25 protein-coding genes, 1 pseudogene and 1 riboswitch are annotated in these 22803 nt (G+C 69.2%); of the genes and pseudogenes, 18 read left to right on the top strand and 8 right to left on the bottom strand.

Translation table 11 applies throughout. From position 1 onward, the window contains the following. Positions 1-185: 185 nt before the first annotated feature. The 6 genes from IOE58_RS14305 (at position 186) to IOE58_RS07650 (ending at position 4783) form a co-directional block, all read left to right on the top strand. Positions 186-578, top strand: a complete 393-nt coding sequence (locus IOE58_RS14305; RefSeq protein ID WP_228019269.1) for a DUF6318 family protein — start codon at positions 186-188, stop codon at positions 576-578. Between the two features lie 469 nt (positions 579-1047). Beyond that, positions 1048-1701, top strand: a complete 654-nt coding sequence (locus IOE58_RS07630; protein WP_259891458.1) for a PKD domain-containing protein — start codon at positions 1048-1050, stop codon at positions 1699-1701. 351 nt (positions 1702-2052) lie between these two features. Continuing rightward, positions 2053-3393 (top strand): DUF222 domain-containing protein, encoded by a 1341-nt coding sequence (locus IOE58_RS07635; RefSeq protein ID WP_193865813.1) that lies wholly within the window; start codon positions 2053-2055, stop codon positions 3391-3393. A 53-nt stretch (positions 3394-3446) separates the two neighbouring features. Beyond that, positions 3447-3863, top strand: a complete 417-nt coding sequence (locus tag IOE58_RS14855; RefSeq protein ID WP_193865814.1) for an HNH endonuclease — start codon at positions 3447-3449, stop codon at positions 3861-3863. An 84-nt stretch (positions 3864-3947) separates the two neighbouring features. Beyond that, on the top strand, positions 3948-4388 hold the full coding sequence (locus tag IOE58_RS07645; RefSeq protein ID WP_228019271.1) for a hypothetical protein: 441 nt from the start codon (positions 3948-3950) through the stop codon (positions 4386-4388). Continuing rightward, complete coding sequence (locus IOE58_RS07650; RefSeq protein WP_193865815.1) at positions 4385-4783, top strand: SRPBCC family protein; 399 nt, start codon at positions 4385-4387, stop codon at positions 4781-4783. Before IOE58_RS07645 ends, IOE58_RS07650 begins: the two co-directional genes overlap by 4 nt. Positions 4784-4903: 120 nt before the next feature. Here the strand turns inward: IOE58_RS07650 and IOE58_RS07655 are convergent, their stop codons facing one another. From IOE58_RS07655 to IOE58_RS07670, 4 genes are all read right to left on the bottom strand, one after another. Then, complete coding sequence (locus tag IOE58_RS07655; protein WP_193865816.1) at positions 4904-5323, bottom strand: VOC family protein; 420 nt, start codon at positions 5321-5323, stop codon at positions 4904-4906. 112 nt (positions 5324-5435) lie between these two features. Beyond that, positions 5436-6299, bottom strand: coding sequence for a MerR family transcriptional regulator (locus tag IOE58_RS07660; RefSeq protein ID WP_193865817.1), 864 nt, complete (start codon positions 6297-6299; stop codon positions 5436-5438). Next, positions 6296-6520: a hypothetical protein gene (locus tag IOE58_RS07665; protein ID WP_193865818.1), complete on the bottom strand. Its 225-nt coding sequence runs from the start codon at positions 6518-6520 to the stop codon at positions 6296-6298. Before IOE58_RS07665 ends, IOE58_RS07660 begins: the two co-directional genes overlap by 4 nt. A gap of 341 nt (positions 6521-6861) precedes the next feature. Next, complete coding sequence (locus tag IOE58_RS07670; RefSeq protein WP_193865819.1) at positions 6862-7461, bottom strand: class I SAM-dependent methyltransferase; 600 nt, start codon at positions 7459-7461, stop codon at positions 6862-6864. Positions 7462-7681: 220 nt separating this feature from the next. Here IOE58_RS07670 and IOE58_RS07675 point away from each other — a divergent pair, with 220 nt between their 5' ends. Together IOE58_RS07675 and IOE58_RS07680 are read left to right on the top strand one after the other, a co-directional pair. Continuing rightward, the gene (locus tag IOE58_RS07675; RefSeq protein ID WP_228019273.1) at positions 7682-8959 is read left to right on the top strand and encodes a glycosyltransferase; all 1278 of its coding nucleotides are present in this window, start codon (positions 7682-7684) and stop codon (positions 8957-8959) included. Between the two features lie 26 nt (positions 8960-8985). Next, positions 8986-9744 (top strand): PIG-L family deacetylase, encoded by a 759-nt coding sequence (locus IOE58_RS07680; RefSeq protein ID WP_193865821.1) that lies wholly within the window; start codon positions 8986-8988, stop codon positions 9742-9744. A gap of 46 nt (positions 9745-9790) precedes the next feature. Here IOE58_RS07680 and IOE58_RS07685 read toward each other — a convergent pair whose 3' ends face one another. Next, positions 9791-10492, bottom strand: coding sequence for an endonuclease/exonuclease/phosphatase family protein (locus IOE58_RS07685; protein WP_193865822.1), 702 nt, complete (start codon positions 10490-10492; stop codon positions 9791-9793). Next, positions 10492-11601: an ADP-ribosylglycohydrolase family protein gene (locus IOE58_RS07690; protein ID WP_228019275.1), complete on the bottom strand. Its 1110-nt coding sequence runs from the start codon at positions 11599-11601 to the stop codon at positions 10492-10494. The genes IOE58_RS07685 and IOE58_RS07690 overlap by 1 nt, the downstream gene beginning before the upstream one ends. Before the next feature lie 160 nt (positions 11602-11761). Between IOE58_RS07690 and IOE58_RS14310 the strand changes: the two genes are divergently transcribed. From IOE58_RS14310 to IOE58_RS07715, 6 genes are all read left to right on the top strand, one after another. Then, on the top strand, positions 11762-12052 hold the full coding sequence (locus IOE58_RS14310; protein ID WP_228019277.1) for a hypothetical protein: 291 nt from the start codon (positions 11762-11764) through the stop codon (positions 12050-12052). Next, on the top strand, positions 11956-12555 hold the full coding sequence (locus tag IOE58_RS07695) for a hypothetical protein (protein WP_228019279.1): 600 nt from the start codon (positions 11956-11958) through the stop codon (positions 12553-12555). The genes IOE58_RS14310 and IOE58_RS07695 overlap by 97 nt, the downstream gene beginning before the upstream one ends. Positions 12556-12590: 35 nt before the next feature. Further along, positions 12591-14603 carry a M13 family metallopeptidase gene (locus IOE58_RS07700; RefSeq protein WP_193865823.1) on the top strand — a complete coding sequence of 671 codons (2013 nt, stop codon included), beginning with the start codon at positions 12591-12593 and terminating at the stop codon, positions 14601-14603. A gap of 4 nt (positions 14604-14607) precedes the next feature. Continuing rightward, the gene (locus IOE58_RS07705) at positions 14608-15186 is read left to right on the top strand and encodes a hypothetical protein (protein WP_193865824.1); all 579 of its coding nucleotides are present in this window, start codon (positions 14608-14610) and stop codon (positions 15184-15186) included. A 14-nt stretch (positions 15187-15200) separates the two neighbouring features. After that, positions 15201-15308: riboswitch (TPP riboswitch) on the top strand. Positions 15309-15359: 51 nt separating this feature from the next. Further along, entirely contained in the window at positions 15360-15956 is a 597-nt protein-coding gene (locus IOE58_RS07710; RefSeq protein ID WP_193865825.1) for an ECF transporter S component, read from the top strand. Positions 15957-15960: 4 nt separating this feature from the next. After that, positions 15961-18096 (top strand): ATP-binding cassette domain-containing protein, encoded by a 2136-nt coding sequence (locus IOE58_RS07715; RefSeq protein ID WP_348981923.1) that lies wholly within the window; start codon positions 15961-15963, stop codon positions 18094-18096. Between the two features lie 427 nt (positions 18097-18523). Here the strand turns inward: IOE58_RS07715 and IOE58_RS07720 are convergent, their stop codons facing one another. After that, positions 18524-18823: a hypothetical protein gene (locus IOE58_RS07720; RefSeq protein WP_193865827.1), complete on the bottom strand. Its 300-nt coding sequence runs from the start codon at positions 18821-18823 to the stop codon at positions 18524-18526. Positions 18824-18967: 144 nt separating this feature from the next. Between IOE58_RS07720 and IOE58_RS07725 the strand changes: the two genes are divergently transcribed. The 4 genes and pseudogenes from IOE58_RS07725 (at position 18968) to IOE58_RS07740 (ending at position 22142) form a co-directional block, all read left to right on the top strand. Beyond that, complete coding sequence (locus tag IOE58_RS07725) at positions 18968-19594, top strand: type 2 periplasmic-binding domain-containing protein (protein ID WP_193865828.1); 627 nt, start codon at positions 18968-18970, stop codon at positions 19592-19594. A gap of 121 nt (positions 19595-19715) precedes the next feature. Continuing rightward, positions 19716-20566 (top strand): annotated as a pseudogene (locus IOE58_RS07730) (transposase); the annotation flags it as partial. An 82-nt stretch (positions 20567-20648) separates the two neighbouring features. Next, positions 20649-20909, top strand: a complete 261-nt coding sequence (locus tag IOE58_RS07735) for a hypothetical protein (RefSeq protein WP_193865829.1) — start codon at positions 20649-20651, stop codon at positions 20907-20909. Between the two features lie 573 nt (positions 20910-21482). Continuing rightward, positions 21483-22142, top strand: a complete 660-nt coding sequence (locus IOE58_RS07740) for a hypothetical protein (RefSeq protein WP_193865830.1) — start codon at positions 21483-21485, stop codon at positions 22140-22142. A gap of 91 nt (positions 22143-22233) precedes the next feature. Here the strand turns inward: IOE58_RS07740 and IOE58_RS07745 are convergent, their stop codons facing one another. Further along, positions 22234-22707 carry a hypothetical protein gene (locus IOE58_RS07745; RefSeq protein WP_193865831.1) on the bottom strand — a complete coding sequence of 158 codons (474 nt, stop codon included), beginning with the start codon at positions 22705-22707 and terminating at the stop codon, positions 22234-22236. Positions 22708-22803: the final 96 nt, after the last annotated feature.

The raw sequence follows: 22803 nt of genomic DNA on the forward strand, positions 1-22803 counted from the left end.
GAGAACGGCACCGTGACCACACCGCCGCCTAGCGTCTCCGTGGGCGGCAGCGACGGCGGCGGGGACGCCCCCAGCGACGGCGGCGGTTCGACCGATGGCGATGGCAACGAGGCGAGCGACGGGGCGGCGACGCGACCGCAGCCGCCCCTGACATCCCCGCACCCGACCCCGCCGACTACCCCGGCATGGACCAGAACACCCCGGAGGGTGCGGAGCAGGCGTTCCGGTATTACATCGCGGTCGTGTACTGGGCCCACACCAGCGGAGACCCAGCCCCCCTCACGCACCTACATTCACCCACCTGCGAACAGTGCCAAGAGTTGGACGAACAGATCTCAACCATGGAAGGCAAAGATGAACTTTGGCCCTCGCAAAGCATTCATGACACTTTGATCGAGAGTCAGGAATCGGAGAATTATGCCATTGAGGTTGGGTACGGGTTCATCGTTGCAGAAACTGCTGCGTCCGGCTCGCAAGACCCAAAGGAGACCAAAATGACCGCAATCGGAGGATTAAACTGGGACAAGGATCATTGGGTCGTGGAGGGAATGCAACTTGATGTTTCAGCATATAACTAAGAGGCCTCGCCCCACTTCCTTCAGGTTTCATCTAGCACTTGCAATCATTATCGCATTGATGGCGTTCACGTTAGCCTTCACGCCCGCCCGCGGGGACGACCCACCTCGCGAGCCGAAAGAATCACATAAGCCCGACCCAAACGCGCACGCAAGCGACAAAGAGTTTGTAATGGACTGGTCCACTCTGGATCAGCAGTCCCACGGAGGACGACGTCGCGACAAAAGTAGCCCAAGCGGCTCACAACAAACAGGGCAACATGCAGTTGGAACCCCCGCCCAGGCCCTCAAGGAGTTCACCTTCAGTCGTCCAGCGGCCGCCCATGGCGAATACACCTGCGGTGATTACGTCAACGGCAATCAGAACTGTGTCGCTGCCCGGGGCACCTGCGCAGCTGCCCCGGACTACACGATTATTGGCGGCGAGGTCATCGCACGCGCCAGGCCCGACCAGAGTGCTAGCGCCGACCAGGTGACTGTCGAATCCATCACCCGCAATCTCCGCACCGGGACCGATACCAGGAACGGCTACTCCTGCGTCACCCCGAGCACCCCAACCCCTGCCAACGCTCTCTCACCTGCGGGCGAGCCGGTAGTGATCACAGTGACCCAGCGCGACTTCGCCGAACTCCCCGTGCAGCCCCTGGCCGCCAACGCCGGGCCGGAGGAGGGGTGGCTGCCAGTGAACATGGTCAATGTCCTGCACACGAACCCCGAAGCACAGACCCTCGACACCGAACTGCTCGGCGTGCCCGTCCAGGTGCGCGCCGTACCGATCGAGTACCACTGGGACCTCGGAGACGGGAACACCATCACCACCACCAAGCCGGGCGAGCCCTTCCCCTCGGAGCAGGTCACCGCTACTTACTCCCACGAGGGCTGGTACGACATCACCCTCACCACCACGTTCGCAGGCCAGTTCTCCGTCGACGGCGGCGAATGGCAGGACATCGACGGCACCATCGAGATCGCCTCCGATCCCGTCGAGATCTTCTCAAAATCCCTCGAGTCACGGCTCGTCAACAGCGACGTCCCCGTCGATGAGGACACAGATCCCTGGATCCCCGCGCGCAGCCCCGAGACAGAGGGCCCACGCGACCCCGAAGCCACCCACCGTGAGATCTGATCGACCTTCCAGCAGCAGTCGAAGTGCAGTGGACCCGTTACCGGACATCCGGAAACGGGTCCACTCGCATAGAAGGCCGCACACCGGGGAGCGGGGTGAGGGATCGGCCTAAGAAACGACGGGACGCCGTTGTCGTCGGTGCCACGGACGAACTGTCCCCGCACACTTCTGGAGGTTCCTCCACAATGGCAGATCATCCACAATCCCAACCACAATGTGGATGGAGCATTGAAGTTCCTCCCCATCCGCATGTTATCCACAGGGCGGATTTTCATGGCATGACCAGCAGTTTTCGAATCCCCACCGTCAGATGCGCTTCGTTTGTCAGTGCGGATGCCTTGAATGGATGCCATGGATACCTCGCGCACGCCCCAGGGCGAATCGAATCCCGGCCCCGAGCCGGTGATTCGTGATGCGCTCACAAGGGCCGTGGAGCACGCGGTCGCCATTCCGGCGGGTGGAGCGGCTCGCGACGTTCTCGCACAGATCCTCTCCCATGCGCTCGTCGCATTCACGAGCACCCACGCAGTGGTGGATCCGGTCGTGCGCACCACAGCGGATTCTGCCGAGGAGGCGCTGGCGGTGGTGGCGGGCATCGAGCAGATCCGCTCCAGCCTCGCGGCCATGGATGCCATCTGGCAGGTCACTGCTGAGCAGCGGATCCGCGCCGCAGATGCCGCCCGCAACGTGCCGGAGAAGAACCAGGGCCACGGCACCTCGAGCGAACTGGCGATGGCTCGCCGCGTCTCTCCGCACGCCTCGTCGCTGTCGCTGAGCTCTGCCCGCCGTCTCGTCACGCACATGCCGGCTACCCTCGACCATCTCGCGACGGGCCGCATCACCGAGCAGACCGCCCAGTCCATCTCACGCACTCTGGACGGTGCCGCACCAGCCACCTGCGCCGAGGTGGACGGCTGGATTGCCGAGAACCACCACCGTCTGGACGGCTTGGGGACACGGAGGGCATCCCAGCTCGTGCGCGAGCTCGCTCAGAAGGTGGATCCCTCCGAATCCCGCGCCCGCGCGGAGCGCGCAGCCCGCGCACGGAACGTCACGATGCACCCCCTGGCCGACGGCATGGCACGCATCAGTGCGACTCTGCGAGCGCTTGATGCCGCCGCCGTGATGAAGGTTCTGACCACGTCAGCTGAATCTCAGCGGAACGCCGGCAGTTGCGTCCCCCACCAGGCACTTCAGGCAGACCACCTGGTCTCCAGCATCCTCGGCGCCCCGCTCACGCGCCAGGAGGCATCCGACGGCACCGAACAACTCACGTCAGCCGGGGTATCACCCCGCAATCAGTCCTCCGGCGCCCAGACAAGCACCTCTCGGATCCGGCTCGACGTGGGCATCGTGATCACGGACCGTGCCCTGCTGTGCGGTGAGGACGAAGCCGAGGTCGCGCGTATCGAGGGCTATGGCCCGGTACCCGCCCACATCCTCCTCGACACGATCAATGGGTCGCCCCCGGGCACCATCCACCCGGGGCGGAGCAGCGCCGACGACGGCTCCGACAACGACGGCCCCGACAACGACGACCCCGCCCCCGACGGCGGTCCCGGCGCCCGGTCCGACCCCGGCTATGACGACGGCACTCCTGCCACCACCGCTCCGCCAGGAGAGGAGAGCTGGGGAGATCTGGACGACCTGGAGAACTCCTCCCCGTCCCGGAGCACCCGGACATCGACGTGAGTGCCGTGTTCCGCCGCCTTTACACCCATCCCTCCACCGGGGAGCTAGTCGCCATGGAATCCACCGCCCGGGCATTCCCCGTCGGTCTGAAGCGGATGATCCGCTGGCGCGACGAGACCTGTCGCACCCCGTGGTGCAACGCCCGCATCCGCCACCTCGACCACATCATTCCGGCGGCCGCGGGCGGGCCCACCAGCTACGACAACGGCCAGGGGCTGTGCGCCCGATGCAACTACCTCAAGGAGCACGGCACCTGGGATCTCACCTCCAGTCCGCCGGGCTCGCCACCGCACATCAGCTGGCGCAGCCCCCACAGGGCACGGGGCAGCTCCCCCACCCCGCACTCGGAATCCCCACGTCCACCCGAGCCGTCCGACGGCCCAGTGCTGAGGGTGGCAGATGCGCCAGGCCACCAGCCGGGTCCGGTGCCAGGCGAGCGCGACATCGTCGATAGTGCCGGCGGCGGCTGATCCGTGCGTCCGCTTCGTTCGTCACACCCCGCCCGTAGCGTCGCCAACGCAAGGTCAGCAGTGCACCGACCCCCAGGAGGAGCGATGTCCCCCACGACCCACCTGCATGACCCGACGACCGAACTGCATGACCCAACGGCCGATCTGCATGACCGGACGGCCGATCTGCATGACCGCTCAACGCTCACGGCGCAGCGCGACGCCATCCGCCGGCTGCTGATCAACGCTCGCCCCGCACTCGCCCACCGGGTCCACGAAGGCCCCAGCGGCGCCCTGACGATCGGGCTTCCCGGCGGCGGCACCATCGAGATCGGCCGCATGCGACGGCGCGGCGATCCGCGCTGGGTCGTGGTCGCGCCCTGCGGCTCCCACCTGCCCGGCCGTGTGAGGATCACCGACTCCAGCACGGCGACGGGCATCGTCAGGGCCGTCCTGCGCGCACTCGACGAGCTCGCTGCGGACGGACGAATCCTCGGTCGGCCCCACGGCCACCCGTCACTGGCACCTGCTACGGTCACCGCATGAGCGAGACCCGACATGTCACCGCGATCATCGACCGTCCCGCCAACGAGGTCTATGACTTCGCACGCGACCCGAAGAACCTGCCGCGCTGGGCCTCCGGTCTGGGCGGTACGGATGTGCAGCACGAGGTCGAGCAGTGGTCCATGAACACCCCCATGGGCCGGGTCCTCATCAGCTTCGTCCCGGAGAACCCCTACGGCGTCCTCGATCATTCAGTGACCCTGCCCTCCGGCGAGTCCACGCTCAATCCTATGCGCGTGATCCCCCTCGACGAGCAGCGCAGCGAGGTCGTCTTCACGCTGCACCGCGGAACCATGGCCGACGAGGAGTTCGCAACGGATGCAGAGGCTGTGGCGGAGGATCTCGCGGAGCTCAAGCAGATCCTCGAGCAGGCCTGACCTCTCGCCGCTCTCTCCCCGGTTGGCCTCTCGGCCCCCTCTCGCCGATTGGCCTCTCGCCTTCCTCTCGCCTTCCTCTCGCCTCCCTCTCGCGGGGGCTCTCACGGTTCTCTCGCCTCGCTATCGATCCCGCGAGGACAGCACGCAGAACTCGTTGCCCTCCGGGTCGGCGAGCACCGTCCAGGTGACCTGCTCGTCGTCCTGTCCCACGTCGACCCGGGTCGCCCCCAGGCCCAGCAGTCGCTGGATCTGCGCCTCCCGGTCGTCGTCCACATGCGCGGCCAGATCGATGTGCAGGCGGTTCTTGACCTGCTTGCCTTCGGGAACGGGCACGAACACCAGGCCCGGGGACTGCCGATGCCACCTCTCGGCCGGGATCGGCGCCTCGACGTCGTACCCATCGGGCAGGCCGCCAGGAATCACGCACACTTCCTCGTCGTCCTCATAGACGATCTCGCCGTCGAGCACCTGCGCCCACCAGCGGGCCTGGGCGTGGATGTCGAGGCAGTCGATCACCAGGGTGTACCAGCGCAGCTTCATGGCGAGTCCCTCCATCGGGGCGGCCCGGGGGTGGGCGGCGGTGCGATGTCCACGCTACGCATCGACGCCCGGTGACGCGAGGGTCACCGGGCGTCGAGCAGTCCTGCCGGGGTCACTCCCAGCCCGCGGTCTCTGGATCCACACCGTGTGCTCGGGCCGCAGCCTCGATCACCTCGCGCAGCCACGCAGCGAGCCCCTCGGACCTGCGGTCGTAGTGCGCCGTGAAGCGCTCGTCCTCGGTGTACATGCGGCCCAGCACCACATGCATCGACGCAGTGCAGTCGTAGTGCTGCGAGATCGAGGCACGGTGTCGCTCGGCGAGCGCGTTCGCCTCCTCGCTCCCGGGCTCCACGCCACGGTTCATCGCCTCGGCGAGGTCGGTCTCCAGCGCGGCGGTCTCCTCAGCCACGCGCGTCCAGTCCGCGGCGGTGAAGCCTCGCGTGCGCTGCACGGACTGCTGCCACTGCTCGGTATCGCCCCACCGCTCGCGTGCCTCGTCCTGCCAGGCCGGATCCCAGTCGGTGCCGAAGATCCGGCTCTGCTCCTGCGGGCTCAGGGTGATGCTCCGGTCCTCGGCTGGGGTGCGCGGGTCACCGCTGATCGGGCCGGCACTGCTCGGGGTGTCGTTCATGGGGGTGGTCCTCTCGATCATCTCGTCGACGGCACGGGCCGCCTTCTGGAGCCGGCCGATGCGCTCCGCCAGGAGCGACCGCTGGCGATGCAGGTGCTCGCGGGGATCCACCTCGGGATCATCAAGGATCCTGGCGATCTCGGCGAGCGGCAGACCGATCTCGCGGTACACCAGCACCCGGTGGATGCGGGCGATGTCCTCCGCGTCGTACAGCCGGTAGTCCGACCAGCTGCGCGCGCTCGGTCGCACCAAGGCGATCGAGTCCCAGTGGTGGAGGGTGCGCACGCTGACGCCCACCAGCTGGGCCACACGGCCCACGGTGAGCGGCTGCTGCTTCTCGGTCATGGCCCCACCTTCCTGCCTGACGTCGCGTCAGGGTCAAGCGCCGTGCCCGCCTCACCGGCACCGTGCCACCACGCCCCATCGGATGGATTCCCATCATGAAGCGCCAGCTCACCGTGCGCATCCTCGGCGCCGGCGTGGCCGGCCTGACCATCGCCATCGCCCTGGCCGGCGACGGACACGACGTCGAACTCATCGGCGAAGGCGGCGCGGCTCGCAGCCATGGGGTGACGCTCCTGCGGGGCACGACCCCGGAGGCACCGCTGGAGGTCTCCGAGAGCTGGGGCGGTCGCTGGCTGTTCGGCATCACGCCGCTGGCCGGGCACACCGGCGACCACTGGCGGCGGCGATCCGCGCATCGCCCGACGTCGGGGCGGCGCTGCGCACCTGCGTGCTGGGTTGCGCACTGCCGGCCAGGCATGGCGGCTGGGTCCAGCGTCGATGCTCCACCTCGCGATGGTCGACCCTCGACTCGCGTTGCGCGACCGCGCGGCGGCGGGGCTGGGCGCGCTGGTGCCCGGAGAGCAGGCCGCCTGAGCTGGACCCCGCGGAGGTGGCCCGGCTCTCAGCGGAGCTTGCGGGCCAGGGTGGTGATCACGTGCCAGTGCTTCTTGTCCGCGAGGAACCGGCCGTCCTCATCCCGGACCGAGCGGTCGATCACCTGGAAGCCGCGGAACTTCGCGTCGATCTCCTCAAGGGTGAGGGTGGCGATGTCGGGGCGGTCCGCCCAGGAGTCGTTCACCCCGACGAAGTCCACCGCGATCACGCCCCCGCGAGGCAGCGCATCGACGAGCTTGGGCCAGGTGGTGGCCAGACCGTCAGCCCCCAGCAGGCCCAGCGTGTACGTCGAGTACACGATCTGTGCGCTGGGGAACTCCTCCACGTCGGTGATGTCGGTGTGGTGGAAGTTCACGGATCCGGTCATCCGGTCGTTCTCCACCAGGCGTGATGCGATGGTGTCATCGGCGTCATAGGCGTGCACGGTCCAGCCGCGGCGGGCGAACTGGAGGGAGTCGGCTCCCGCGCCGGCCCCCAGGTCCAGCACCACGCCGGCTGCGCGGTCGCCACCGGCCGCGGCGATCGCCTTGGACACCAGGCGGCGCGCAGGGCGCCCTGCCGCATGGGCGTTCAAGGTCGCCCAATCAACCTTCTCGGCCGTTTCCATGTCTCTCACGCTGACGGATGGCCGTGCATGTTTCAACTTCACGTGACCCAGGCCGCGTCATGTTTCGTCACCGGCGAACACGACCCCGTGGGATGTGCGGCTCACGCGGCACCAGGCGCCCACACCGGCGCCGACGCCCACACCGGCGCCGGCGCCGACACCCGGCGCCGACGACGGACGGCGGGTGTCGCAGGGATCACCGCTCCTTAGGATGATCCCCATGCCCGACGCCCCACTGCGCATCGCCGCGGTGTCCCTGCACACCTCCCCGTTCGCCGAGCCCGGAGGTGATGATGCCGGGGGCATGAACGTGGTGATCCTTGAGCAGTCGCGCGCCCTGGCCCGGGCCGGCCACCGGGTGGACGTGTTCACCCGTCGCTCGGACCCCCGCGCACCGGCCGTCATCGAGGCGGCCGACGGCGTGCGGGTGCACCACCTGGACGCCGGGCCGCCGGCCCCGCTGGCCAAGAGCGACATGGAGCAGGCGATCGATCCGTTCCGCACGCAGCTGCGCCGGGCCATGAGCGAGAACCGGGCCGACGCCGACGACGCTCCCTGGGACCTGATCCATTCCCACCACTGGTTCAGCGGCGTGGCCGCCCTGCCTCTCGCCGGGGAGCTCGGGATCCCCCACCTGCAGTCCTTCCACTCCGTGGCCGCGCCCGAGGACTCGGCGCAGCTTGACGCCGGGGAGCCGGCCGAGTCCTCCGGCCGCATCCCCGGGGAGCGCCTGGCGGCGCAGCGCTCGGACCTGGTGGTGGCGGTCTCCGAGGCGGAGGCCCGCACGGTCGCCGAGCGGTACGGCGTGCCCGGTGAGCGCCTCACGGTGGTGCGCCCCGGTGTCGATGTGGTGGGCTTCCATCCCGGTGCGCCAGGTGCCGTCCGTGTGCCCGGCACGGGCACCGCGCGCCCCGGTGATCGCTCTCCCGAGCCGCGCACCCTGCTGTTCGCCGCCCGCCTGCAGCCGCTGAAGGCCCCCGACCTGGCCATCGAGGTGCTGGCCCGCCTGGATCCCGCCCTGGAAGCACGCCTGATCCTCACGGGCGGGGTCTCCGAGGACTTCCGCCACTACCTGGGCGAGCTGCAGAGCACTGCCGACGAGCTGGGGGTCGCGCACAGGGTGGAGTTCGTCGGGCCCCGCAGCCGCGAGGACCTGGCCCGCTTGATGCGCGAGGCCGATCTGCTGCTGCTGACCAGCTGGTCCGAGACCTTCGGCCTGGTGGCGCTCGAGGCGCAGGCCAGCGGCACTCCGGTCGCGGCCTGGTCCGGGGCCGGCGGGGTGCGGGAGGCCGTCGCCCCGGCCGGGATCGTGGTGCCCAGTCGCGACCCTGACGTCTGGGCCGAGGCCGTGCAGTCCCTGCTGTCGGACCCGCAGGCCCACGGCACAGCAGCGCGGGAGGCGCGGCGGTTCGCCGAGTCCCGCACCTGGGAGGCCAGTGCGCAGGTTCTCGCCGCGCAGTACGCCCGCCTGGTGCGCCCCGGTGGCGCGCCCGCCTGAGCACATCCGAAACCCGAGGAGATGCTGTGAGCACCGATCCCTGGTCCCTGCTGGAGCAGGCCCGCATCGTGCTGGCCGTCCACGCTCACCCTGACGACGAGTCCCTGGCCACCGGGGCCCTGCTGGCCACCCTGGCCCGCTCCGGCACCCGGGTGGTGCTGGTGACCGCCACCCGCGGGGAGGAGGGCGAGGTGGTGCCGGGCAGCACCCCCGAGGGCGATGGCCGACCGCTGGATCAGATCCGGGCCCAGGAGATCGACGGGGCGTGCGCGCAGCTGGGCATCGAGTCCCGGCACATGCTGGGCACGCCGCCGGCCCTCGCCGGGGGCGGGTCGCCGCGCGTGTACCGCGACTCGGGCATGCGCTGGATCCGGGAGGGGCTGGCAGGCCCTGCGGAGACCGCCGGCCCGGAGAGCTTCACGAAGCGTCCCCTGGAGGAGGCCACCGGGGATCTGGTGGCCCTGATCGAGCAGCTGCGACCCGATGTGCTGCTGGGCTACGACGACGCCGGCAGCTACGGGCACCCGGATCACGTGCACGCCCATCACGTCACCGCCGCGGCCGCCGAACGCACCCGCACACCGTTCCTCCAGTTCGCGAGCGAGCCGGAGGATCCGGACTTCGTGTGGCGGGAGCTGCCGGGATGCGCCGATCAGGTGGAGGCCGCCCTGCGCTGCTACCGCACCCAGCTGACGGTGCGCGGACGCGACGGTGAGAGGGTGCTGATCCGCCATGTCGGAGGGCAGGACGACGTGATCGAGATGCGGTCGGGGCTGCGGGGCTGAGCGCGAGCCCGGTAGACGGCGCCCGTCCCGCGCGCTCGTCTCGGTCTCAGAGACTGACGTCCACGATCGTGGGCAGGTGGTCGGAGGCACCGGCAAGGCGGGCCTCGTCGACCGAGTCGGTGGCGCGCACCGCGCGGGCGTCCCGCACCCGCACCCCCTCGCTCATCAGGATCGCGTCGATCCGGCGCTTCGGGCCAGACGCGGGGAAGGTGTGCTGGTCGGTGCCGGCAGGGTCCTGCACCAGGGCATCCAGCAGTCGGCGGGCGGGCCCATCGGCCGTCTCATTCAGGTCCCCGCCCACGATCACGGGGGCACCGGCGGAGCTGACCAGGGCCTTCACGTGCTCGGCGTGGCTCATGCGGTTGTCCTGCTGCAGGGCGAAGTGGATCGAGGAGACCACCACCGCTGCCCCGCCCGGCACCGAGATGCGTGCCGCGGCCACGCCGCGGGGGTAGGTGGAGTTCAGGTCGCTGAGCTGCTGGGCGACGGGGTGGGCGCCGCGGCGGATCACGCGGGAGGCCACGTCCTCGGTGGCCAGGATCGCCAGGCCCCTCCCACCCAGGCCGCCCACCAGGATCTCCATCCCCACCTGGCGGGCGAACCAGCGCAGACGCGTGGTGGGCAGCACGAAGCGCGGCGCCTCCTGCACCAGCAGCACGTCCGGGGCGAGGTCGCGGGTGGCCTCGATGAGGGCGGGCAGGTCACCGCGCAGCTCCCACAGGTTCCAGGAGCAGATCCGCAGGTCCATCAGGGGGTCCTTTCCGTCGGGCGCTCGGGCGGGGTCACGTGCTGCCCGGGACTCGCGTGCTCCGCAGGGATCGCATGCTCCGCAGGGATCGCATGCTCCGCGGGGATCACCCGCTCCACCAGGGCGATGAGTTCGTCCACCTCGTAGCCGGGCCAGCCGAACAGCTGCCGGCGCCATTCCGGCGGCACCGCCTTGGCGCCGACGGCCGCGCCCATCAGCGCACCGGTGATGCAGGCGACCGTATCGGTGTCGTAGCCGGCGCGCACGGCGCTCTCGAGGCTCTGCACCAGCGCCTCGCGCCGGGCGAACTTCCCACCCGGCAGCGGCAGGGTGGCCGAGATCGCCGACCACGAGGCCTGGAAGGCACCCACCACCCAGCCGTTGCGGCGGAAGGTGGCGGGGGTGGCGGCCTCGGCCTCCTCGATCCGGGTGCGCCACAGGGCGGCGCGCTCCGCGCTGAGCCGGCCCAGGCCCACCCGCACGTCGATCTCCCCGGTGAGCACGGCATGCCGCACCGCGAGGCCCCACAGCATGCAGGCCTCGGTGACATCGGGGTGCACGTGGGTGAGACGGCACACGGCGTCGATCCCCGCGGCGGCGTCGTCCTCGGAGTGCAGCAGGTACGGCATCACGGCGGCGTGGGTGCGCATCAGGGAGCCATTGCCGGCGATGCGGGGCAGTTCCTCGTGGGCGCTGAGGGCGGCGGCCCGGAAGTCCGCCGCACGCGGCGCGAAGTGGCCGTCGGCCAGGGCGCGGTCCACGGCGCGTCGCACCACCGTGGAGGTCAGGCCCCCGATGTCCGGGGTGCCCAGCGACCACGAGTACCACTCGCGGGCGATCTGGTCCTGGGCGGCCTCCAGGCGCAGGTCGTGCAGGCCCGAGATGGCGGCGGCCGCCTCGAGCACCACGATCGCCATCGCGGTGTCGTCGGTCCATTCGCCCTCCTGCCAGCCCAGCACGCCGCCGCCCAGCATCTCCACGTCCTCGGAGTCCGGGATGGGGGCGAGGAACTCGTAGGGGGCGCCGAGCGCGTCACCGGTGGCGGCGGCCACCACGGAGCCGATGGCGCGGGAGCGCTGCGCGGCGTCGAGCCCCGCCCCTGGTGCCATCGTGCTCTCCGATCTGTGTGGATCCGTGTGATCCCTGTGCGCGCCGATCCGCGGATCCGCGGATCGTCACCGTCATCGTGACATGTCGCCATGGTGACACGTCGGGCTCCGGTCGCGGACCCTCCGGACGGCTACCCTGGTGGGGACCCGAAGGAGCTCCATGACCGCGACCCCGCAGGCGGCCGATCACGGCTGTGCAGACCCGCACGACCACACCGGCCACGACCATCCTCCCACCGGGGCCGACGTGGTGCGCGATCTCGTGCGCGGGCTGTCGGTCCTGGCGCTGGTGCTGCCCGCGCTCGGGCTGGTGCTGCTGCTGGCGATCCTGCCGCTGGCCCCTCCAGCATCCTGGTGCTGGCGCTCGGTCTCGTGCTCGGTGCCGCGCAGCTGCTGGTGCTGGTGGCCACCAGCCTGTTCGTGGCCCGCACCAAGCCGCGCCTGGCGGTGAACCCCGGGCTGATGGCGGTGCGCTCCGCCGCCGAGGAGGCCCTGCGCGTGGCCGCCGTGCTGCTGGCGCTGCTGCTGTGGCCGGACGACGCCCGCTCCGAGCTGGGCGTGTGGCTGGGGGCAGGCGCGGCCCTGGTGTGGCCGGCCCCGGCCACCGCACAGACGGTCTCCACCCGCTTGCGCATCTCCCGGCCCTCGGAGTGGTCGAAGCAGGCCGTGGCCACCTTGCTGAGCGAGCGCGTCACGCCTCGCTCGACGGTGCTCATGCGCCTGCTGGACGTGCTGGGCACGGTGCTGTTCCAGCTCGGTGCGACCGTCCTGGTGATCCTGGCTCCGGTGATGGTGGTGGGCACGGCCGTGCTGTCCATCGGCTCGGGCCTGGCCACCCTGGTGCTGCAGCGCCGCCCCCCCGCCGCGCGCCTGCGCTCCCCCCGGGCCTACGCGCCCTTCATCATCGGCCTGCTCACCCTGGGCCCGGCGGTCCTGGGTCTGACCGCGCTGTGAAGCTCCCTCATCCGATCCTCGAGGAGACATCCGATATGACCTCTGCCGCCCCCGAGCATTCCCTGCCCTCCGGCCTGGACCTCGCTCACGTCGATGAGGGCATCCGCATCCAGGACGACCTGTTCGGCCACGTCAACGGGGCCTGGCTGAAGTCCCACGTGATCCCGGCGGATCGCTCCAGCGACGGCGCCTTCCACGCCCTGCGGGACCTGTCCGAGGAGCGCGTGCGGGAGATCATCGAGGAGGCCGCGGCCGATGAGGACGCCCCCGCCGACAGCGAGCACGGCCGCATCGGCGCGCTGTACCGGATGTTCATGGACACCGTGGCCATCGATCAGGCCGGAGCGGCCCCGCTGGAGGGCCTGCTGGAGCAGATCACCTCGGCTGCTGACCTTCAGCAGGTGGTGCGCACCATGGCCGCCCCGGACTCGGGCACCAGCGCGCTGCTGGCCTACGTGTGGACCGACGACCGCGACTCCACCCGCTACCAGGTGAAGCTGCACCAGGGCGGGCTTGGCCTGCCGGACGAGTCCTACTACCGCGAGGACCGCTACGCCGACGTGCGCGCCGCCTACGTCGAGCACCTGTCGGCGCTGGCGGAGCTGGCGGGCCTGCCGGGCCGCGAGGGGCTGCCCTCGGGCGATGCCGCCGAGCTGGCCCGGATCGTGCTGGACTTCGAGACCCGCCTGGCGGCCTGCCACGTGGACGTGGTGCGGGTGCGCGACCGCGAGAAGTCGAACAATCCCATGGATGCAGAGCAGCGCCGCGAGCTGGCCCCCGCTTTCCCCTGGGACGCCTACCTCGAGGGCACCGGGGCCCCGGCCGACGCCTTCGACGTGGTCTCGGTCAGCCAGCCCGAGTTCGTGCAGGCCGCCGCCGAGCTGCTGGCCGGTGAGGATCTCGCGGTGCTGCGGGCCTGGCTCGCGGTGCGGGCGGTCAGTGCGTACGCCCCGTACCTGGCCTCCGCCTTCGTCGACGAGGACTTCGACTTCACCGGCCGCGTCCTCAGCGGCGCGGAGGAGCTGCGTGAGCGCTGGAAGCGGGGCGTGGCCTTCGTGGAGGGCACGGTGGGCTTCTCGGTGGGCAAGGAGTACGTGGCCCGCCACTTCCCGCCCTCCCACAAGGAGCGCATGAACGAGCTGGTGGACTCCCTGCTGGAGGCCTACCGCGAGTCGATCTCCACCCTGGAGTGGATGTCCCCGGCCACCCGCGAGAGGGCCCTGGTGAAGCTTGCGAAGTTCACCCCGAAGATCGGCTACCCGGACACCTGGCGCTCCTACGAGGGCCTGGAGATCACCGAGGGGGACCTGGTGGCGACCGTGCGCGCCTCCCGCCGCTTCGACGCCGCCTTCGAGTACGCCAAGGTGGGCGGTCCGATCGACGAGGACGAGTGGCACATGACCCCGCAGACGGTCAACGCCTACTACAACCCCGGCCGCAACGAGATCGTGTTCCCGGCCGCGATCCTGCAGCCGCCGTTCTTCGATGCCGAGGCCGACGACGCCGTGAACTTCGGCGGCATCGGCGCGGTGATCGGCCACGAGATCGGCCACGGCTTCGATGATCAGGGCTCCAAGTACGACGGTGACGGCAACCTCGCCTCGTGGTGGACCGCGGAGGACCGCGCCGCCTTCGAGGACCGCACCACCGTGCTGATCTCGCAGTTCTCCGAGCTGTCCCCCCGTGAGCTGGACGACCAGCACACCGTCAACGGTGCCCTCACCATCGGTGGGAACATCGGCGACCTGGGCGGTCTGGGCATCGCGCTGAAGGCATACCGCGCTCGCGTCGCAAAGGACGGAGGCGAAGCACCTGTGCTGGACGGCTGGACCGGGATCCAGCGGGTGTTCCTGTCCTGGGCCACCGTGTGGCGGGGCAAGAACCGCCTGCAGGAGGCGATCCGTCGCCTCGCGGTGGACCCGCACTCCCCCGCGGAGTTCCGCTGCAACATCACGGCTGGCCACATGGACGACTTCTACGAGGCCTTCGACGTGCGCGAGGGCGATGCGATGTACCGCGCGCCGCAGCAGCGCGTGACGATCTGGTGAGCTGATGCCCAGGCCTGACGCCCCGTTCTACGTCGGCACCACCCGGCCCGGCTCCGTGGGCTGGACCAGGATCGCGGTCACGCTGCTGGCCGGGGTGGTGCTGGTGGTGGTGATGGCCACCCGGCCCCAGCCCCTGGCCCCCGTGCTGCTGGTGAGCGCAGCGATCGTGTTCGCGGGCCTGGCGCTGTGGACCTGGATGTGCCAGTGGACACGGTTCATCGTGGACGAGCACGGGGTGGCGGTGAGCCTGGGCGGGTTCTGGCCCCGGCCGCCGTGGCCGCTGCAGGACTTCCGCACCGTGCAGCTGCGGGAGATCCCGCCCTCCACCATCGGCGTGACGGTGGGCGGGTACGGCTGGCGGCGCGGCCGGGTGATGGCCGCACGCCCGGCGGACCTGCGACCGGTGGGCCGCGGGAAGATCTTCACCACCGTCGATGTGCAGCGCCGCAGCCGGATCCTGGTGACCCGCGCCGGCACCATGGTGGAGATCGTGGGTCGCGGCGAGTCCGACTACCTGTTCTCCCCCACCGATCCGATCGCCACCGCCGAGGCCGTGGAGCAGGCGATCCGCGCCAGACGCTAGACTGTCCGCTGGTCATCTGCTGACAGGGGAGCACCAACGGGGTGCTGAGAGTGCGCCGCAGGGCGCAGACCCTCGAACCTGATCCGGTTCATACCGGCGTAGGGAGTCGGGATTTCCGCGCCGGACGGCTGATCCGTCCTCGCGCGCCCCTTCCAGCCATGGAAGGAGTGGAGATGAACCGTTCACACACCACCCGCTACCGCACGGTGGACCTGCTGGTCACGGTGGTCATCGGGGTCGCCTTCGGGGTGGCGTTCCTGGGGTACGGCCAGCTGTACCCCCTGATCGGGCCGCTGACGACGGCCTTCAAGCCCGCCGAGGGCCTGCTGGCCGGGATCTGGTTCCTGCCGGCGATGCTGGCCGCTCTGATCGTGCGCAAGCCCGGTGCGGCCCTCGGGGCGGAGATGATCGCTGCAGTGCTGTCGATGCTGCTGGGCAGCCAGTGGGGCTGGGGCACCGCGATCTCCGGCCTGATGCAGGGCGGCGGCGTGGAGCTCGCCTTCCTGCTGACCCGCTACCGCCGCTTCACCCTGCCCGTCGCCATCCTGGGCGGCGTGCTCGCGGCCGTGCTGGAGTGGGGCTACGAGAAGTTCGCCTACTACATGGAGATGAGCTGGTCGTTCTCCTTCATGATGCTGGCGTTCTTCCTGCTTTCCGGGGCGGTGCTGTGCGGCCTGCTGGGCTGGGTCGCCACCCGCGCACTGGGCGCCACCGGCGCGCTGGATGCGATGCCCGCCGGGCGCGACCGGCAGCCGGTGTCCTCGACGTGATCGCGTGACGTCCCTGTCGCTGCACGGACTGCGGTGGCGGCCGCTCTCGCGCCGCCACCGCACCGTGGACGGCCTGGACCTGGAGATCCCCGCGGGCCAGAAGGTGCTGTTAGCCGGGGCCAGCGGCAGTGGGAAGTCCACCGTGCTGCGCGCCCTGGCCGGTCTGCTCGACGAGCAGGCCGGCGATCTCGAGGGGCAGGCCGCACCGCCCTCGCGGCCAGGTGAGCGCGGCCTGCTGCTGCAGAACCCCGCCCATGCCCTGGTGGCCGCCACGGTGGGCCGGGACGCCGCCTTCGGCCCGGAGAACGCGGCCCTGCCCCGCCCGGAGATCCACGAGCGCGCCGTCGAGGCCCTCGACGCCGCCCGCGTGGACGTGCCCTCGAGCAGGGAGCCGCTGGCCACCTCGGGCGGCCAGCAGCAGCGCATCGCCCTGGCCGGCGCCCTGGCGCTGGAGCCGGACGTGCTGCTGCTGGACGAGCCGACCAGCATGCTCGACGGTCCCACGGCTGAGGCCGTGCGCGAGGCGGTGCTCGAAGTCGCCGCGGGCCGCACCCTGGTGGTGGCCGATCACCGGCTCGAGGCGTGGCTGCCCCATGTGGACCGGCTGATCGTGCTCGGCGAACGCGCCACGGTCCTGGCCGACGGGGACCCTGACGAGCTGCTGGCCGCACGCCCTCACCTGCTGGTCGAGGCCGGGATCGCGGTGGAGACCAGCACGGTCGATCGCCGGTCGGCTGATGGACCGGGCCCGGTGGTCGCGAGCCTGGCCGGGGTCGACGTGCACCGGCCAGGGTCCCGGCGGCGACGGTCCGAGCCGCCCCTGTTGCGCGGGGTGGATCTGGAGCTGCAGGCCGGCACCATCACTGTCCTGACCGGCCCGAGCGGTGCCGGGAAGACCACCCTGCTGCAGGTGGTGCTGGGAATGGCGAAGCCGGCTGCGGGGCGGCTGGCGCTGCCGTCGAGGGAGAGGATCGCCTCGGTGCCGCAGAACCCGGAGCACTCCTTCGTGGCGCCCACCGTGAGGCAGGAGGTCACCGCCTCCCCCTGGGCCACCGACGAGGCACTCGCCGAGCAGCTGCTCACGCGGGCCGGGCTCGCGGAGCTGGCCGAGGCGAATCCGTACACGCTCTCCGGTGGCGAGCAGCGGCGCCTGGCGATCATCGCGGCCCTCGCCCAGCAGCCGGATCTGCTGGTGCTGGACGAGCCCACCGTGGGTCTGGACGCGCAGCGCCGCCGGGCGGTGCTGGAGCTGCTGGAGCAGGCACGCGCCGAGGGCCGTGCCGTCCTGGCCGCCACCCATGATCCAGTGCTGATGCAGCGGGCCGATGCGCGCCTGGACCTCGCAGACGGAGCAGGCGGGGATGCGCCACCGGTCCCACCGGCCGGCTCCGACCCCTCCCCGGATCGCCGGATCGGTCCCGTGCCCCGCACCCGCTGGATCCCGGCCGACGCCCTGAACCCTCTGGTGCTGTGTCTGATCGGGATCCTCGCCGCGATCGGCTCCTTCGCCGTGGACACCTGGCAGGGTGGGTTGCTGGCCCTGGTGCCCACGGTGCTGCTGGCACCGCTGGCGATGCGCACCCTGGGCGGTGGTCTGCTGCGCCTGGCGCCGATCCTGCTGTCCGCAGCAGGACTGGCCTGGACCACCGCGTTCCTGGGCGACGCACCGTCACTGTCCACCGAGGCGTGGCTGCTGGGCGCGAAGGAGGCCGCCCGCATCACCGCCTTCGTCGCCCCCGGGGTGCTGGCGCTGGGCGCGGTGGACGCTACGGCCCTGGGGGATGCGCTCGGTGGACGGCTGCGCCTGCCGGCCCGGCCCATCGCAGCCTCCGTGGCGGGCCTGGTGCGAGCCGGCCACCTGGGCCGCCAGTGGCAGATCATCACCCAGGCGCGCGTGCTGCGGGGCACAGGCTCCCCCGCCTCGCCGCGGCTGCTGACCGGTGCCACCCTCGCCCTGCTGGTCGATGCGCTGCGGGGCGCGGAGCAGCAGGCACTGGCCATGGACGCCCGCGGCTTCGCAACCGCCACCACCCGCACCTGGGCCCTGCCCAGCCCCCTGCGCTGGCCGGACCTGATCGGTGCCGGGATCGGTGTGCTGCTGCTGGTGTGGCCGTTCGTGGCGGAGATGATGGTGGGGTGAGCCCGGCTCACCCAGGGAGGCGCCGTTCATCGGTGCTAGCAGCGTCGCTGGCGGGCGACCGAGCTGTGCCACTGGGGTGGTCTGCTCGGCGAGCGAGACAGATGTCTCGCAGAAGGCGGGTTCAGGACCCTAATGGGAACCGTGGGATCAACTGGCCGGGGTGTAGCGCTGGGGTATGCCCCATTGTGACACTCAGGAGCGAGGCGCTGGTGTGCGTCAGCGCAGAGCACTCGATTGTCACAGTCTGGTCACAGACCTCGTCGCTTCGCGCGCGAGACGATAGCTTCCCCTTACCGAGACCAGGGGGGCGCATGGAAACACACATCCGGAAGATTGAATCGTCACGCAAACGATTTCTGTCCAAGATTGTCGCTATAATGTGCGTACTCGCATTCACAATTGGTGGCGCCTCGGCAGCCAACGCCGACTATTTCGCCGGAGGCATGCCTTCTAAGAAGAATTCCGTAAAGTACGTTGGAATCAACTCGACGTACGTCAACCAGTTCAACAATGCACGCTTTCGGTGGAACGCACTCTCGGGCGTGACGTTTGGTAAGTCGAACTCCGCGAAGAACACCATGACGGCTGCGCGATACTCCAGCTCGTGGTACGGATTGTACACCTCGAAGGGGCCGAGGAATAATTCACGTACTTTCACAATCCAGGTGAACGTCCGCTCACTCCAGGCTGCCTCAGGTGGCAATATGTCAAAGTGGATTGCAAGCACGTCCGCACACGAGCTGGGCCATGCGCTCAGCCTGAAAGACAACCCTAATACCTCGAAGTCTTCTTTGATGAAGCATTCCCGGAACCGATCAACGGCAATCGGTCCTCAGTCGTATGACGTATCCGAAGTGAAGAGGATCTACTAATGAATACCCGTCGCGCACTAACTATTCTTAGCACCGCCTCAGCGGTGGTGCTACTTGGAGCCGCGTGTGCCGGTCAGTCAACTGCTGAGGGCCCGTCGAGCGAGTCGGTCGTGTACGTGTCAGCGGACTATCCCGAGTACGGAAGCACCGAAGCCGCACTCGAGGCGGCGGACGTCGTCCTTGTCGGCACAGTCGAGTCATCTCGCGAATTGATCGAGTATCCAGAGGTTGATGACTCCGGGACGGGGTTGGAGAATCCGCAGTCTGGAGTCGCCGTTTCTGACGAGGATCTTAAAGAAATGGGAGTTGTGACTACGGTGACAACCATTAAGGTTTCCGAGGTGATTTCGGGGGATGTCGAGGTTGGCGATTCCGTCGAGGTTTCCCAAGTGGGCGGAACAAGCGAGGGTGTGACTTACATTGAGGAGAGCACCACATTCATCGAAGAAGCCGCCTCGCCCGAAGTCCTACTCCTTCTGAACGATTTCGGGGATGGCGATTATGATCTGGTGAATCCGGTCGAAGGGGTTTACGAGGTCTCAGATGACCAAGTCGAAGCGCTCCCAGGATCCGGTGTGCAGCCAGAAGTGAGCTCGCTCGAAGAGGTCCGCGGTTTCACCGAGTGATCAAACCGGCTCTTCAAGGTTCGTGGTGAAGGAGAGCGTCGCGTCGCTGGCGTAGAACGGCCCGTGGTCCTGCTGTGATGGGTGTTGTCTAGACATCCACATCCCAGAGGACCACGAGCCTGTGCACGAGAATGCTGGTTCGCAACGAGATGCTGCGAGCACGATCTTCAACCTGCCCGACTACCGCGTCATCGACGCGATCGACCTGCCCGATGGTGGCCGGCGGGTGGTGGTCGCCTCGACCCTCCCGCCTGGATGTCCGTCGTGCGGGTGCTCGCGACCAAGGTCCACTCCCGCCGGTCCCAGAAGGTGCGCGACGTCCCCGTGGCCGGGGCGGTGGAGGTGGTGTGGGCCAAGCGGCGCTGGTTCTGCCTCGAGCTGGTCTGCGCCCGGCGCACGTTCTGGGAAGCCACCGATCAGGTCCCTTACCGTGCGCGTTCGACGACCCGGCTGCGGGATCAGGTCGTCTCCGCGGTGCTCACCTCGGGCCGGGCTGCCTCCGAGGTCGCCCGGGCCCATGGCGTCTCGTGGTGGCTGGTCCAGTCCGCGCTGGCGGCGGCCGCAGTGGTCCTCCCCGCCGCCGAGGACGTGCGAGTGACGCGCCTGGGCATCGATGAGCACCGCTACCGGTCGGTGCGCTGGTTCCGCACCGATGAAGGTGCCTGGAGACGGTTCGAGCCATGGATGACGACCCTGGTCGACCTGACCACCGGACAGGTCCTCGGCGTCGTCGACGGCCGGGACTCCACCGCCGTCGGTGACTGGCTTGCCCAGCGCTCTGAGGACTGGCGGGAGCGGATCGAGATCGTCGCGATCGATCCCTCGGCCGCGTTCCGCAAAGCACTGCGGACCTACCTGCCCCGCGCTGCGGTCTCGGTCGACAAGTTCCACCTCGTCAAGCTCGGGAACGACATGGTCACCGCCGTGCGGCAACGCCTGGCCCGCGCTCACCACGGTCGTCGGGACCGGCGGCCTGCCGCGGTATACCTTCCTGTTAGGCCCGTACCGACATTCGGCGGTGAACTGCGAGGCAGCACTCACGAGGAGACGCGCTGTGTATCGGGACGTGCCGACTGAGATCGCTGAGATCAAGCGCAAGGCGCGAGTGGTGGCTGTGGTGGGAGTCCTCATAGGTGGCGTGTTGCCTGGTCTACTCGGGATCGCTGCGATGTCCACTGCCGAGACCAACCCCTACCGTGCCGAGAAGTTCACAGCCATAGCGTGGCTCATCATGATCGTCGGCTGGCTGACCTTCGCGGCGTTCCTGCTCATGGTGGCACTGGGGGTCATCACCGTCGAAGAGGGAACGCCCTAACCGACCGTACGTGGCACGGGCTCTCGATCGCTGCTGGCTTGCGCGGACCACTGTCGCCCGCGAGCTCGCTGGGCACGCACCAAACAGGGGCACCCCAGCAAGACAGTTACTAAGCGGTCATTTACGGTTACCAATAGGGTCCCGAGGTATACTTTTGCTACACATCTGTCGCACCAGGTATACCCCGGCGGGACAGCTAGTCGGGGCCGCAACGAGCGGTCCGTAGCGCTCTGGCCGAGCGGGTCATAAGCCTTCAGTGCGAGGGGGATAAAGGCGGCAAGCGTTGGGTGGAGCACCTGGCTCTTCGTGATTGATCTGGTAGGTGCACTCGCTGCACTCGTACGTGTCCGGCCGCTCAGGCAAATGTTCGCTCCAGTCGTGACCGCATGCCTCGCACTGTTCCCTTGGGCGTCGCGCGCGCCATCTTCTCAGCATGCTGGCAGTGTCCGATGGCGGTCTCCGCGTTGCAACCGACTGTTTGTGACACGCCACCTCGGAGGTCACGAGTAGACGCTCAGAGAGCGCAGGAAGTTGCCATACTGGCGGGAGGATCAGCACAGAGGAGGCCGCGTGGTGGGGAGGCTCCTGGGCCGCTTCGGCGACATTCTGGGCTCCGTCGTCGCGGCAATCCTTCAGCTAGCCCTGACTATCGTCATCGGCCCGATCGTCCTGCTGCTCATCGGCACTGACGCCGCGCTCTCGATCGCGAGGCGCGAACCGAGGATCACGTTGCCCTCGTCGGGTGTTGACCTCGGGGCCGCCGATGACGGTCAGGTGGATCTGACTCGCGTGGCGGACGCTATTACTTCTCGATGCAAGATCGAGGTCACCACCGTGCGGCCGGCGCCCGGTGAGATCGAGCTGTCCTCGGACGTGACGGTCGGTCTGCCCGCCGCTATCGGGGTCATCGCTGACCTCGACGGCGAAGACTGCATCGAGGTGTCCATCGGCCTGTGGGGCGAACACGGCGTCGAAGGGCACGACGAGTGGCGCAGTGATGTCGCCGTCGCCTTGGTCGCTGCATACCTCGACTACGGCATCACGTGCCGAGTGGTCAAGGGGCACACCCTCGGGTTCTTGTGGCTCGATGATGCCGGGGTTTGGTGGTGCGTACGCCCGGAAGGCGAATCGACGTTCCATCAAACCCGGTTCCGCGATCTCCCTGGCAGGCCCGCGAGTACCACAGAAAGAGCGCAGTGGCTCGCTCTCATGCGGTCCTCGCAGTCCAACTAGTCGACGAACGCAGGCCCCGAGGCCCTCCGTGTGCGGGCGCTCATCGCCATTTCACAACCGACCGTTTATGGCTCGCGCCTGTCAGCGCACTTCATACGTCTTCCGGGAGACCGGTTGGGGAGTCTGGGTCGTACCCCCCGCGTGTGAACCACCCTCCTGCCCTCTCGGCCAGCAACGGCGGCAGCCAGTTGATGGAGAGGGGTTCGCACCACGCCAGCACCTCGGGGAGCGTCAACCCGATCTGGGTCCACGACCGGTCGAGCTCTTCAGAGACCGCGTCGGGAGCGCTCGTCGGGGAGTAGATGTCGATGTCGAAGCCGCCATCAGGTGGTGGGCTCGCGGGTTCGCCGCGGAGGCGCTGGAGAAGGGTCCTTTCTGGGGTTCCTCCCCAGTGCGTCACGAGGACATCGTGGCCCTGGGCGAAGCCGGAGGTAGCCCGTCCTGCGAAGGCTCTGCATCCCGCATCGATTGCCCGCTGCGACGGCCCCCAGGGTCCGTCTGGATTCTCGGCCGTGAACTGAGCAAGTCTCTGCTCCTGCTCACGCAACCACTTCCTCGCTCTCATCCTCCGACGATAGCCGTCTTCTGCGCTGCCCCGGAGGGGACCGTTTATGGCCCGGCGCTCACCACGGTCGTCGGGACCGGCGGCCTGCCGCGGTAT

It is taken from the genome of Brachybacterium epidermidis (assembly GCF_015209585.1).
In the GTDB taxonomy this organism is placed as follows: Bacteria; Actinomycetota; Actinomycetes; order Actinomycetales; family Dermabacteraceae; genus Brachybacterium; species Brachybacterium epidermidis.

Excerpts from the sequence above, each read along its gene's own strand:
- IOE58_RS14305 (WP_228019269.1), top strand. The coding sequence starts at position 186 with ATGGACCAGAACACCCCGGAGGGTGCGGAGCAGGCGTTCCGGTATTAC.
- IOE58_RS07635 (WP_193865813.1), top strand. The coding sequence starts at position 2,053 with ATGGATACCTCGCGCACGCCCCAGGGCGAATCGAATCCCGGCCCCGAG.
- IOE58_RS14855 (WP_193865814.1), top strand. The coding sequence starts at position 3,447 with ATGGAATCCACCGCCCGGGCATTCCCCGTCGGTCTGAAGCGGATGATC.
- IOE58_RS07645 (WP_228019271.1), top strand. The coding sequence starts at position 3,948 with ATGTCCCCCACGACCCACCTGCATGACCCGACGACCGAACTGCATGAC.
- IOE58_RS07650 (WP_193865815.1), top strand. The coding sequence starts at position 4,385 with ATGAGCGAGACCCGACATGTCACCGCGATCATCGACCGTCCCGCCAAC.
- IOE58_RS07655 (WP_193865816.1), bottom strand. The coding sequence starts at position 5,323 with ATGAAGCTGCGCTGGTACACCCTGGTGATCGACTGCCTCGACATCCAC.
- IOE58_RS07660 (WP_193865817.1), bottom strand. The coding sequence starts at position 6,299 with ATGACCGAGAAGCAGCAGCCGCTCACCGTGGGCCGTGTGGCCCAGCTG.
- IOE58_RS07665 (WP_193865818.1), bottom strand. The coding sequence starts at position 6,520 with ATGGCTGCGAGCCGCGCCGCCTTCGCCGATGAGTTCGACGTCGTGTCC.
- IOE58_RS07670 (WP_193865819.1), bottom strand. The coding sequence starts at position 7,461 with ATGGAAACGGCCGAGAAGGTTGATTGGGCGACCTTGAACGCCCATGCG.
- IOE58_RS07675 (WP_228019273.1), top strand. The coding sequence starts at position 7,682 with ATGCCCGACGCCCCACTGCGCATCGCCGCGGTGTCCCTGCACACCTCC.
- IOE58_RS07685 (WP_193865822.1), bottom strand. The coding sequence starts at position 10,492 with ATGGACCTGCGGATCTGCTCCTGGAACCTGTGGGAGCTGCGCGGTGAC.
- IOE58_RS07690 (WP_228019275.1), bottom strand. The coding sequence starts at position 11,601 with ATGGCACCAGGGGCGGGGCTCGACGCCGCGCAGCGCTCCCGCGCCATC.
- IOE58_RS14310 (WP_228019277.1), top strand. The coding sequence starts at position 11,762 with ATGACCGCGACCCCGCAGGCGGCCGATCACGGCTGTGCAGACCCGCAC.
- IOE58_RS07700 (WP_193865823.1), top strand. The coding sequence starts at position 12,591 with ATGACCTCTGCCGCCCCCGAGCATTCCCTGCCCTCCGGCCTGGACCTC.
- IOE58_RS07705 (WP_193865824.1), top strand. The coding sequence starts at position 14,608 with ATGCCCAGGCCTGACGCCCCGTTCTACGTCGGCACCACCCGGCCCGGC.
- IOE58_RS07710 (WP_193865825.1), top strand. The coding sequence starts at position 15,360 with ATGAACCGTTCACACACCACCCGCTACCGCACGGTGGACCTGCTGGTC.
- IOE58_RS07725 (WP_193865828.1), top strand. The coding sequence starts at position 18,968 with ATGAATACCCGTCGCGCACTAACTATTCTTAGCACCGCCTCAGCGGTG.
- IOE58_RS07745 (WP_193865831.1), bottom strand. The coding sequence starts at position 22,707 with ATGAGAGCGAGGAAGTGGTTGCGTGAGCAGGAGCAGAGACTTGCTCAG.